This window comes from Actinophytocola sp., from assembly GCF_050699935.1.
Classification (GTDB): domain Bacteria; phylum Actinomycetota; class Actinomycetes; order Mycobacteriales; family Pseudonocardiaceae; genus Actinophytocola.
On record NZ_JBOHGB010000206.1, the window covers coordinates 1 to 10,200 of the forward strand.

The window sequence follows — 10,200 nt, forward strand, 5'->3', positions numbered from 1 at the left end:
GCAGCAGCCTCATGCCCTGGCGGAGCCGCAGGCGCCTGGGGCTCGGCGGAGCCGCGGCGGCCGGCTCGGCGTCGGCGATGGTCGTGGCCGCCTCGATGCCGTCGCGGACCGTGCCCGGTGGCGTGTGCGCCAGCACCCCGGCGAACAGCTCGCCGACCGGAGCGCCGCTCGCCGCGAGCGAGGCGGCCACCGCGGTCGCGACCGCGCCGGCGACCCCATCCGGATGCGTGTGCGTGACCCGCGCCGACTCCGCCGCCTGCCGCGCCGCGGTGGCCGGGTCGCCGGCGAACCACGCGCCGAGCGGCGCCACCCGCATCGAGCCTCCGTTGCCCCACGAGCCGGAACCGCCGAACGTCTCGGTCGCGAGCACCCGCAGCGACACGCGCCGGCGGCCGACCTCGCGCATCATCGCGTCGACGCCCGAGCCGTAGTTGCGGTCCGGGTCGTGGTGGTCGACGAAGCTCTCCGCGAGCGCGTCCGGGTCGAGCCGGCCGTGCTCGGCCAGCACCCGCACGATCGAACAGGCCATCTCGGTGTCGTCGGTCCACCGCCACGGCCCGGGCGGCAGGCGGCGCGCCGCGGCGTCGTCCGGCCGCTCACCGAGCACCTCACCGAATGCGTCGCCGACGGACAGGCCGAGCAGACTCGCCCGCGCACGGCGAAGTCGGTCCCTCATGCGTGGTTGGTACCACATTCGGTTTGACCTTGACGCTACGTCAACTTTTACCGTGGTTCGTGCGCCGGGAAAGTCCCGGCCAGGACACGGAGAACGATCATGGCGTGGTCGATCGCGCAGGTGGCGCGGATGTCGAACGTGACGTCCCGGACCCTGCGGCACTACGACGAGATCGGCCTGCTGCCGCCGGCGTGGGTCGGCGCGAACGGGTACCGCTACTACGAGCGGGAGCAGCTGTTGCGGCTCCAGCAGATCCTCGTCATGCGCGAGCTGGGCGTCGGCCTGGACGCGATCGCCGAGATCATGCACGAGGGGCGCGACCAGGTCGAGGTGCTGCGGCTGCACGAGAAGTGGCTGCTCGCCGAGCGCGACCGGTTCCAGCGGCTGGCCGACACCGTGTCCCACACGATCAAAGATCTGGAGGGAGGTGAAACCGTGTCCGCCAAGTCGATGGACCACTGGTTCGAGGGCTTCGACTCGGCCAAGCAGGCCGAGCTCACCGAGGAGGCCCGGCAGCGGTGGGGCGCCGAGCACGTGGACGCCGCCAACGCGCGGGTGAAGGACAAGCCGCAGCAGTGGTGGCAGGATCAGCGCGACCAGTGGGCGGCACAGCTGACCACGCTGGTCGAGCTGATCGACGCCGGCCGCGAGCCGGCCGATGCCGAGGTGCAGGACGTGATCGCGAATCATTACCAGTGGATCACGCAGCACTGGACGCCGAACCGGGAGTCGTACACGGGTCTGGGTGACCTGTACGCCGACGACCCGAGGTTCCGGGCCAACTTCGACCGGACCGACCCCCGGCTGGCGGAGTTCCTGCGCGCGGCGATGGCCGAGTACGCGCGAACCCGCCTCGACTAGTACCCGACCGGGTCGGGAGAGCTGCAAATCTCCCGGCCGGGACGGTGAACAGCGCGCCGGCGCGCACCGGGCAACTATCCTCCTCGCGTGGACTTCGCGAGCCAACTCGAGCATGTCCAGCGTCAGGCGGGCGCACTGCGGGCCGCGGCGGTGTCCGCCGGTCCCGACGCCGCGGTGCCGACCTGTCCGGAGTGGACGGTCCAGCGGCTCGTCCGGCACATCGCCAGGGTGCACAACTGGGTCGTCCTGGCGCTGCGGGCCGAGCCAGGCGCGGAGACCGTCCGCGCGGAGCGCCCGCCCGAGGACTGGGACTCGCTGCTGCCGTGGTGGGACGACGCGCTCCGCACCATGCTCGCCGAGCTGCGGACGATGGGCCCCGACGCGCCGGCCTGGGTGTTCGACGCCCGCGCCGCGTCCACGGCCGGCTTCTGGGCGCGCCGCCAGGCGCACGAGACCGCGATCCACCGCCTCGACGCCGAGCACGCCGCCGCCGGCTCGGCCGCGGCGTCGGCCGTTCCGTCGCTGGTGTTCGAGCCCGACCTCGCCGCCGACGGGATCGACGAGCTGCTCACGCTGGTGATCCCCCGCCGGCTGGACCGCGAGCGCCCGGAGGCCGAGGGCACGATCCTCTTCCACGCCGCCGACGCCGGCCGCGCGTGGCTGGTACAGCTCAAGCACGGCGAGGTCCCCGAGGTCGGACCCGCCGGCGACACGGACGCCGACGCCTCGGTGGTCGGCACCGCGGACGCCGTGTACCGGGCCGCCTGGCACCGGCCCAGCACGGCGATCGTCACCGGCGACCGCGCCCTGGTCGAGGCACTGAGAACGCCATGAGCCGCCGCTTCGTGATCACCTTCGGCTGCCCGGACCGCGTCGGCATCGTCGCCCGCATCGCGACCTTCCTCGCCGATCTCGGCTGCCTGATCGTCGAAGCCGCGTACCACACCGACCAGGACACCGGCTGGTTCTTCACCCGCCAGGAGATCAGCGCGGACACGGTGCCGACCGACATCGACGAGCTGCGTACGCGATTCGGCGCGATCGCCGCCGAGCTCGCCGAGGACAGCGACTGGCAGATCATGGACACCGCCGAGCGCCGGCGCGCGGTGATCCTCGTGTCGAGGGAGGGCCACTGCCTCTACGACATCCTGGGCCGCGTCGCTTCCGGCGAGCTGGACGTCGACATCCCCGCGGTGATCGGCAACCACGCCAACCTCGCGGCGATCACCGAGGCGCACGGGATCCCGTTCCACCACCTGCCGTTCACCGTCGACGACAAGCCCGCCGCGTTCGCACGGCTGCGCTCGCTGGTCGACGAGAGCGAGCCGCACGCGATCGTGCTGGCGAGGTTCATGCAGATCGTGCCTGCGGACCTGTGCGGGGCGTGGAGCGGCCGGGCGCTCAACATCCACCACAGCTTCCTGCCGTCGTTCGTCGGCGCGAAGCCGTACCACCAGGCGCACCGCCGCGGCGTGAAGCTGATCGGCGCGACGTGCCACTACGTCACCGCGGAGCTGGACGCCGGCCCGATCATCGAGCAGGACGTGATCCGGGTCGGGCACGCGGACACGGTCACCGACATAGTGCGGCGTGGCCGGGACGTCGAGAAGGGCGTGCTGGCGCGGGGCCTGCGGTGGCACCTGGAGAACCGGGTCCTGGTGCACGGCAACAAGACCGTGGTCTTCCAATGACTCCGCCGACGACACTGCCGGTCGTCGACATCTCCTCCCCGGCGGCGGCCGCGCCGGGGATCGAGCGCGCGTGCCGCGACACGGGCTTCTTCTACGTCACCGGCCACGGCGTGCCCGCGTCGCTGCGCCAGGAGCTGGACACGCGCGGCCGCGAGTTCTTCGCGCTGTCTGAGGCGGCGAAGCGGGAGATCGAGATGTCCCGCGGCGGGCGGGCATGGCGCGGCTACTTCCCGGTCGGTGCCGAGCTGACCTCCGGCGAGCGGGACCTGAAGGAAGGGCTGTACCTCGGCACCGAGCTGCCGGCCGGCCACCCGCTGCCACTGCACGGCCCCAACCTGTTCCCGCGCCAGGTGCCCGCGCTGCGGCCGGTGGTGCTGTCGTACCTGGACCTCATGACGGCCGTGGGCCAGAACGTGCTGCGCGGCATCGCCCTGAGCCTCGACCTCGACGCCGACTACTTCGCCACCGGCTACACGGCGTCCCCGACGGTGCTGTTCCGGATCTTCCACTACCCGCCCGCGCCGCCGGACGCACCGGGCTGGGGCGTCGGCGAGCACACGGACTACGGCCTGCTGACCCTGCTCGCCCAGGACGACAACGGCGGTCTGCAGGTACGGACACCGGGCGGCTGGGTCGACGCGCCACCCCTACCGGATGCGTTCGTGTGCAACATCGGCGACATGCTGGAGCGCCTGACGGGCGGATGGTACCGCTCGACCCCGCACCGGGTGCGCAACACCAGCGGCCGCAGCCGGTTGTCGTTCCCGTTCTTCCTGGACCCGGACTTCACCGCGGGGGTGCCGCCGCTGCCCGACCGCGCCGCGCGCGACCCGGACGGGACGCGGCGCTGGGACGGCGCGAGCCCGCTCGCGTTCGAGGGCACTTACGGCGAGTACCTGACGGCGAAGGTGGCGAAGGTCTTCCCGCGACTGCACGAGCGGCTGGGCAACTGACGGATGGCCCCCGGCCCCCGAGATCCAGCGTACCGAGCACCCCTGACACGAACCGCGGCCCGAGCCACGGCCTGTGGACAACTCCCGGCCACGCGGGGCCCCCCGCGTTCCAGCGTATTCGCGACCACCGACGGAAAACCGGCGCCGATGCGCGGCTGTGGACAGGTCTCGGATGCGAGTGTCAGCGGCCCAGGCCCTCGACGACCTCGGCGCCCGGCAGCACCGCGAGGGTCGGCCCGGGAACGAGGATCTTGCTTCCCCGGATCCCGCTGCCGATCACGAGCTCGGGTGCCGCCACCACCGCCGGGTCCAGCAGCAGCGACCAGCCAGCCGGAAGGCCGAGCGGCGTGATCCCGCCGTACGCCATGCCTGTCAGCTCGACCGCCCGCTCCGTCGGGACGAACGACGCCTTCCGGACGTCCAGCCGCTTGCGCACCACGTTGTTCACGTCCGCACGGGTCGTGGCGAGCACCAGGCACGCGGCGACCCGCTCCTCGCCCGCGCGCTTGCCGGCGACGACCACGCAGTTGGCCGACGCCTCGAGCGGGGAGCCGTAGGTCTCGCAGAAGGCGGCCGTGTCAGCCAGTTCGGGGTCGATGGCCGCGACGCCGAGGCGCGCCGCGTGGTCGGCGGGCAGCGCGGCGAGCGCCTTCGCCACCGGATCCGCGAGCAGATCGGGGCGGTCGAGGGCACGCTCGACCGTCAGGGTTCCGGAAATGGTCCAGCTGGTCACGCGTCGAATCTACTGCGGTGGCCGGGAACGCCGTGCCACGCACCGGTCACCAGCGCTGGCCGCGCTGCACCTCGATCAGCCTGGGCCGGATGTCCACGATGTAGACCAGTGTGGCGACCAGACCGGCGATCCAGAAGATCCAGCCGATCCCCGCGAAGCTGAAGATCAGCAGGGCCACGGCGCCGCCGCCGGTGATGCCGAGCCAGGCCGGCTTGGTGAGCCGGTCGATGGCCGCGTACGCGTCCGGGCGCTGCAACAACGCGTGGATGAACGCGAACGCGCCGACCGGGAGGGCGGCCCAGTCGATGATCCGCATTATCAGCAGCGCTTCCATCGGCACGTCCCCAGCCTACGTGCGAACCGCCGCGAGTGACCAGCGGACCAGGTCACATCACCGCGCAGCACGCGAAAGCCCCGGCACGCGGGTGCCGGGGCCAGATCGCGGACGCCCTACTTCTTGGCGGCGCCGTTGGTCTTGCGGGTGTTGCCGGTCCGCGTGGTCGCGGGCTTGCTCGGGGCGGTCCGGCTCGCGGCCTTGCGGGAGGCACTGCGCACCTCGCGGGCCACGTCCTCGCCGGCCTCCTCGACCGCCTCGGCGGCCTCGGCGCCGGTCTTCTCCGCGCGGCGGGCGGTCTTCTCGCCGACCGAGCGGGTCTGGCGGGTGACCTTGGCCAGGACCTCATCGGCCAGCTCGCGGGCGTCACCCGCGACGTCGCCGACCCGCTCCTGCAGCGTGGCGATGGCCTCCTCGAGCTGGTCCAGCGCCTTGCGCACCTGTGGCTGGGCACGCAGCTTGTGCAGCGTGTCCTCACCCTGGTCGGCCAGCTTGTGGTACAGCTTCTGCGCGGCCTCGGTGTACTCGTCGACCAGCTTGCGCAGCTCGGCCGGGTCCAGCTTCTCCCGAACGCCGGCGAGGTCACGCGGCAGCTCGTCGACGGCGTCCTTGGCGGCGCCGGTGCCCTCGTTGACCCGGGTCCGGGTCTTGTTCATGGCGTCCCGCACGGCCTGGGTGGCCAGGTCGCCCGCGCCCAGCGCCGCGAGCAGCGGCGTGCGGAGGGCCTCGACGGCGTGCTCACCCGCCTTGCGCACGTCCTTGCGTACGTCCTCGGTCTTCGGCAACGCAACCATGTGTCTCACTCCTCAGATGTGGGGCCCGTTCGGCTCGGTTCACCGTCCACATTGGACCCCTCTACTGTGGACTGTGTGGAGTTCTCGCGGCGGAACGACTCGTAGACGTCCAGCAGGATCTGCTTCTGCCGTTCGGTGAGCGCGTCATCGGCGCGCACCGCGTCGACCACCGGGCCGCCGTGCGCGACGTCGAGGATGCCGGCCCGCACGTACAGCGCCTCGGCCGAGATCCGTAAGCCCTTGGCGATCTGCTGGAGAATCTCCGCACTCGGTTTCCGCAGGCCACGCTCGATCTGGCTGAGGTAGGGGTTGGACACGCCGGCGAGCCGGGACAGTTGGCGCAACGAGATCTTGGCGCTGCTGCGCTGCTGCTTGATGTACTCGCCGATGTCCCGCCCGAGGTCCGCGACCCGGTCGGCGACCTGGTCGGCCACCTGGTTGATACCACGGTTGGTCCCGTGGTCGGTGCGGTCGGTGCCGGGCTCGACGCCGGGCTCGGCGCCGTCGTCGATGGCGCGGCCGTGGCCACCCTGGCTTGGCTGGTCGGTCTCGCTCATCCCGGTCACCTCCTCGCGACACCACCGACGGTACGCCGAGGTGCTAGCAGTTGCAAGCGCACTGCTTGCGCAGGTGAGGTGGGTCGTGTCACAGGGGCACGGGGAGGCCCGCGCGCCGGGCGCCGGGCGCCGGGAGGGCCTGGAAGGACGCCTTGCGGACGTTGAACGTCTGGAAGGCGTCCTTCCTGGCGGTCGGCGCACTCAGAGCCGGGCGCAGACCCAGGCGGCGACCCGGGAGGCGGTGTCGGCCGGCGTGGCGTCGGTCGTGTCGAGCACGCTCATCGGCGGCTTCGTGTCCGCGTGCTCGGCGATGACCCAATCGTTGAAGTCGAGCATCTCGGCGATCCGCTCCTCGTCCCAGGCGCGCCACACCGGCCGCGCCCGCAGCCGCTCCGCGAGCACCGCGGGCGCGCAGGTCAGCGCCAGGTAGTGGACGTCGGAGAACAGCACGCGCTCCGGCCACGGCTCGAACTGGGGCGGCGCGACCGTCCCGCACAGCACGACCGGCCGGCCGCTCTGGTGGATGCTCGCCGCGAGCCGCAGCCACGTCTGGCGGAACGCCATCGAGTCGCCCGTCGGGTCGCGCAGGGCGCCGACCCACAGCAGATCCTGTTCGAGCACGACCGCCACCTCGTCGAGGAGCGGCACGAGCAACCGGCCGACCGTGGTCTTCCCGGTGCCCGACGGGCCGGTCAGCGCGAACAGTGGAAGGCGCCGGTACGGCTTCCTGTGTCCACATGAGACACATTCGAGGACCGTACCGGCGCCGTCGTCGACGACTCGCGGTTCGGAGCTCCACACCCCGCAACCCGCGCAGATCATCGGGTTCACGGACGAGAGCTAATCGAAGAGCTGTTCCAGGAAACTCTTGCGCCGGCGGTGTCCGTGGCCACCGTGATGGCCGCGGGGCGAGTCCGGGTAGCCACCGCGGCCATAGCCTCTCGGCGAGTCGGGGTAGCTTCCCCGGCCGTACCCGCGCGGCGAGTCCGGGTAGTACCCGCCTCCGCCCCCGCCGGCCCGCCGCGGATCGCCCTGATACGGCGGGGGTGCGGCGGCAGCGACGTACTGCTGCTCTGCGTTGAGGATGGTCTCCAGCTCACCGCGGTCGAGGAAGATCCCGCGGCAGCTGTCGCACTGGTCGATGTGGATGCTTTGGCGGTCGACGGTGCGCATCGCGTTCTGACACTTCGGGCAAATCACACGACAACCCTACTGAAACACGCAATGCGACGGCCATGCATGGTCCACGGCCACATGACGTCGCCGCATGCTGTGGCTCGGCGACACATGGTCCGCATCCGCGCTTCTACCTAGCGTGAACAGGCATGGAAGGAGCTCCAGCGCACGGTGACCTGGCCGGACGCAGCGCACTGGTCACCGGAGGCGGCAGCGGCATCGGCCGCGCCTGCGTGCACGCGCTCGCCGCGGCGGGCGCCAAGCTGCACGTGGTCGACCGGGACGGGCCGGCCGCCGAACGGGTGGCCGGCGAGGTCGGCGGGTCGGCGCACGTGGTCGACCTGGCCGACGCCGACGCGATCCAGGCGCTGCCGGCCGAGATCGACGTCCTGGTGAACAACGCGGGCCTGCAGCACGTCGCGCCGCTGCACGAGTTCCCGCCGGAGATGTTCACGCTCATCCAGCAGGTCATGGTGACCGCGCCGTTCCTGCTGATCCGCCGGTGCGTGCCGCACATGTACGCGCACGGATGGGGCCGCATCGTGAACGTCTCGAGCGTGCACGGCCTGCGGGCGAGCGCGTACAAGGCGGCGTACGTCGCGGCCAAGCACGGGCTCGAGGGACTGTCCAAGGTCGCCGCGATCGAGGGCGCCCCGCACGGCGTGACGAGCAACTGCGTCAACCCCGGGTACGTGCGCACCCCGCTCGTCGAGAACCAGATACAGGCCCAGGCGCGGACACACGGCCTGCCGGCGAGCGAGGTGGTCGAGAAGGTCCTGCTGGACCGCACTCCGGTCAAGCGGCTCATCGAGCCCGCGGAGGTCGCCGCGCTCGTGCGGTGGCTGGCCAGCGACCCCGGCGGCTCGCTCACGGGTGCCTCCGTGCCGCTCGACGGCGCGTGGACCGCGAACTGAGAGCCCTCGCGCGGGCTCCCGCCCGAAAGGCACGGGTGACACCATGATCGGCGTGGACGTCCGGTCGGACCGGCTGTCGGGCAGCGTGCGCCGACTGCTCGACCTGCTCGCGCAGGACGCGAGTGCCGAGCAGCTGGCGCATGTCGCCGTCGAAGCCAGCGCCGACCTCGACGCACCGGCGATGGCCAGGCTCGAGGAGGCGACCGAGCTCGCGCTGCGGATCCGGCACACGCTCAGCGAGCACCGCCGCCGCGAGGCGGAGCTCACCGCGCTGTTCGACACCGCGCGCGACCTGTCGAAGCTGCGTGACCTCGACGAGGTGCTGCGCTCGATCGTGCGCCGGGCCCGGCGGCTGCTGGCCGTGGACCTGTCCTACCTGAGCCTGAACGACGAGGCCTCCGGCTCCACGTACATGCGGGTGACCGACGGCTCGGTGTCCGACCTGCTGCCGAAGCTGCGGATCGGGCACGGCGAGGGCCTCGGCGGCCTGGTCGCGCAGACGGCGCACCCCTACGCGACCGCGGACTACCTGTCCGACCAGCGGTTCGCGCACACCCGGCCGATCGACGACGCGGTGAGCGCCGAGCACATGGTCGGCATCCTCGGCGTGCCGCTTTCCCTGGGCAGCAAGGTGATCGGCGTGCTGTTCGCGGCCGACCGGCAGCGCCGCGAGTTCACCGCGGAGGAGGTCGCGCTGCTCTCCTCGCTCGCCGACCACGCGGCGATCGCGATCGACAACGCGCAGCTGCTCGCGGAGACCCGGCGGGCGAACGAGACGATCAGCGGGCACAACGAGGAGATGCGCCGCGGCGCGGACGCGCACGACCGGCTGATGGAGCTGGTGCTGCGTGGCGGCGACCTGGACGAGGTGGTCACCGAGGTGGCGGCCGTGCTCGGCGGCGGGCTCGTGCTGTTCGACGACGCCGGCGCCGAGCTCGCGCGCGTGTCGTCGGATCCCGTCCCACTGCCGGACTCCGCGATCGCCGCGTCCCGCGCGTCCGGCCGCGCGATGCGGTCCGGGGACGCGTGGGTGTGCGCGGTGCTCGCCGGGCCCGAGCTGTTGGGCAGCCTGGTGCTGACCGGCCGGCCGGCCGTCGGGGACGCGGACCGGCGGCTGTTCGAGCGGGCCGGCCTGGTGGCGGCGCTGCGGTTGTTGCTGCGGCGGTCGGTCGCGAAGGCCGAGGACGAGGTGCGCGGCGAGCTGCTGACCGACCTGCTGACCGCGCCGTCGCGCAACCAGGCGGCGCTGCTGGCCCGCGGGCGGCGGCTGGGCATCGACCTGGCGGCCCCGCACACCGTGCTGATCGCGCACTGCGACGCCGTGTCCCGGCGGCGGCTGGCGATGGCGTGCGGCCGGTACGCCACGCTCGTGGGCCTGCACGCGGAGCAGGTCGTGCTGCTGGTGTCGGACGCGGCGCCCCGCCTGGCGCAGCAGCTGGCCGGCGAACTGGGGTCCACAGTGGACGCACCGGTGACGGTCGGCGCGTCCGGGCCCGCGCGCGGCCCGGTGG

General features: G+C 72.4%; 13 protein-coding genes. 6 read left to right on the forward strand and 7 right to left on the reverse strand.

Going from position 1 to position 10,200, the window contains the following annotated elements; all coding sequences use genetic code 11:
* On the reverse strand, positions 1 to 676 hold a 676-nt coding region (locus ACRDTB_RS35320), incomplete at its 3' end, for an ADP-ribosylglycohydrolase family protein (RefSeq protein WP_431436599.1).
* Positions 677 to 775: 99 nt separating this feature from the next.
* On the opposite strand from ACRDTB_RS35320, the gene ACRDTB_RS35325 reads away from it, so the two are divergent.
* The 4 genes from ACRDTB_RS35325 (at position 776) to ACRDTB_RS35340 (ending at position 4,181) form a co-directional block, all read left to right on the forward strand.
* Positions 776 to 1,537 carry a MerR family transcriptional regulator gene (locus tag ACRDTB_RS35325; protein ID WP_431436600.1) on the forward strand — a complete coding sequence of 254 codons (762 nt, stop codon included), beginning with the start codon at positions 776 to 778 and terminating at the stop codon, positions 1,535 to 1,537.
* Between the two features lie 87 nt (positions 1,538 to 1,624).
* On the forward strand, positions 1,625 to 2,371 hold the full coding sequence (locus ACRDTB_RS35330; protein WP_431436601.1) for a maleylpyruvate isomerase N-terminal domain-containing protein: 747 nt from the start codon (positions 1,625 to 1,627) through the stop codon (positions 2,369 to 2,371).
* Positions 2,368 to 3,228, forward strand: a complete 861-nt coding sequence (gene purU, locus ACRDTB_RS35335; protein ID WP_431436602.1) for a formyltetrahydrofolate deformylase — start codon at positions 2,368 to 2,370, stop codon at positions 3,226 to 3,228. The genes ACRDTB_RS35330 and purU overlap by 4 nt, the downstream gene beginning before the upstream one ends.
* A complete protein-coding gene (locus ACRDTB_RS35340; protein ID WP_431436603.1) occupies positions 3,225 to 4,181 on the forward strand; it encodes an isopenicillin N synthase family dioxygenase in 957 nt (318 codons plus the stop codon). Before purU ends, ACRDTB_RS35340 begins: the two co-directional genes overlap by 4 nt.
* Before the next feature lie 181 nt (positions 4,182 to 4,362).
* Here the strand turns inward: ACRDTB_RS35340 and ACRDTB_RS35345 are convergent, their stop codons facing one another.
* From ACRDTB_RS35345 to ACRDTB_RS35370, 6 genes are all read right to left on the reverse strand, one after another.
* The gene (locus ACRDTB_RS35345) at positions 4,363 to 4,914 is read right to left on the reverse strand and encodes a YbaK/EbsC family protein (protein WP_431436604.1); all 552 of its coding nucleotides are present in this window, start codon (positions 4,912 to 4,914) and stop codon (positions 4,363 to 4,365) included.
* A 46-nt stretch (positions 4,915 to 4,960) separates the two neighbouring features.
* The gene (locus tag ACRDTB_RS35350) at positions 4,961 to 5,248 is read right to left on the reverse strand and encodes a DUF2516 family protein (RefSeq protein ID WP_431436610.1); all 288 of its coding nucleotides are present in this window, start codon (positions 5,246 to 5,248) and stop codon (positions 4,961 to 4,963) included.
* A gap of 116 nt (positions 5,249 to 5,364) precedes the next feature.
* The gene (locus ACRDTB_RS35355; protein WP_431436605.1) at positions 5,365 to 6,042 is read right to left on the reverse strand and encodes a hypothetical protein; all 678 of its coding nucleotides are present in this window, start codon (positions 6,040 to 6,042) and stop codon (positions 5,365 to 5,367) included.
* Positions 6,043 to 6,047: 5 nt separating this feature from the next.
* Positions 6,048 to 6,599, reverse strand: coding sequence for a helix-turn-helix domain-containing protein (locus ACRDTB_RS35360; protein ID WP_431436606.1), 552 nt, complete (start codon positions 6,597 to 6,599; stop codon positions 6,048 to 6,050).
* Positions 6,600 to 6,800: 201 nt separating this feature from the next.
* Positions 6,801 to 7,421, reverse strand: coding sequence for an AAA family ATPase (locus tag ACRDTB_RS35365; RefSeq protein WP_431436611.1), 621 nt, complete (start codon positions 7,419 to 7,421; stop codon positions 6,801 to 6,803).
* An 18-nt stretch (positions 7,422 to 7,439) separates the two neighbouring features.
* Complete coding sequence (locus ACRDTB_RS35370) at positions 7,440 to 7,772, reverse strand: zf-TFIIB domain-containing protein (RefSeq protein ID WP_431436607.1); 333 nt, start codon at positions 7,770 to 7,772, stop codon at positions 7,440 to 7,442.
* Positions 7,773 to 7,924: 152 nt separating this feature from the next.
* Between ACRDTB_RS35370 and ACRDTB_RS35375 the strand changes: the two genes are divergently transcribed.
* Positions 7,925 to 8,689: a 3-hydroxybutyrate dehydrogenase gene (locus ACRDTB_RS35375; protein ID WP_431436608.1), complete on the forward strand. Its 765-nt coding sequence runs from the start codon at positions 7,925 to 7,927 to the stop codon at positions 8,687 to 8,689.
* A gap of 43 nt (positions 8,690 to 8,732) precedes the next feature.
* The coding region (locus ACRDTB_RS35380) for a GAF domain-containing protein (RefSeq protein WP_431436609.1) at positions 8,733 to 10,200 on the forward strand (1,468 nt) is incomplete at its 3' end.

What these genes read in the sequence shown, in the direction of transcription:
- ACRDTB_RS35340 (WP_431436603.1), top strand. Translation starts at nt 3,225, where the DNA reads ATGACTCCGCCGACGACACTGCCGGTCGTCGACATCTCCTCCCCGGCG.
- ACRDTB_RS35375 (WP_431436608.1), top strand. Translation starts at nt 7,925, where the DNA reads ATGGAAGGAGCTCCAGCGCACGGTGACCTGGCCGGACGCAGCGCACTG.
- ACRDTB_RS35365 (WP_431436611.1), bottom strand. Translation starts at nt 7,421, where the DNA reads ATGATCTGCGCGGGTTGCGGGGTGTGGAGCTCCGAACCGCGAGTCGTC.
- ACRDTB_RS35350 (WP_431436610.1), bottom strand. Translation starts at nt 5,248, where the DNA reads ATGGAAGCGCTGCTGATAATGCGGATCATCGACTGGGCCGCCCTCCCG.
- ACRDTB_RS35370 (WP_431436607.1), bottom strand. Translation starts at nt 7,772, where the DNA reads ATGCGCACCGTCGACCGCCAAAGCATCCACATCGACCAGTGCGACAGC.
- ACRDTB_RS35355 (WP_431436605.1), bottom strand. Translation starts at nt 6,042, where the DNA reads ATGGTTGCGTTGCCGAAGACCGAGGACGTACGCAAGGACGTGCGCAAG.
- ACRDTB_RS35360 (WP_431436606.1), bottom strand. Translation starts at nt 6,599, where the DNA reads ATGAGCGAGACCGACCAGCCAAGCCAGGGTGGCCACGGCCGCGCCATC.
- ACRDTB_RS35325 (WP_431436600.1), top strand. Translation starts at nt 776, where the DNA reads ATGGCGTGGTCGATCGCGCAGGTGGCGCGGATGTCGAACGTGACGTCC.
- purU (WP_431436602.1), top strand. Translation starts at nt 2,368, where the DNA reads ATGAGCCGCCGCTTCGTGATCACCTTCGGCTGCCCGGACCGCGTCGGC.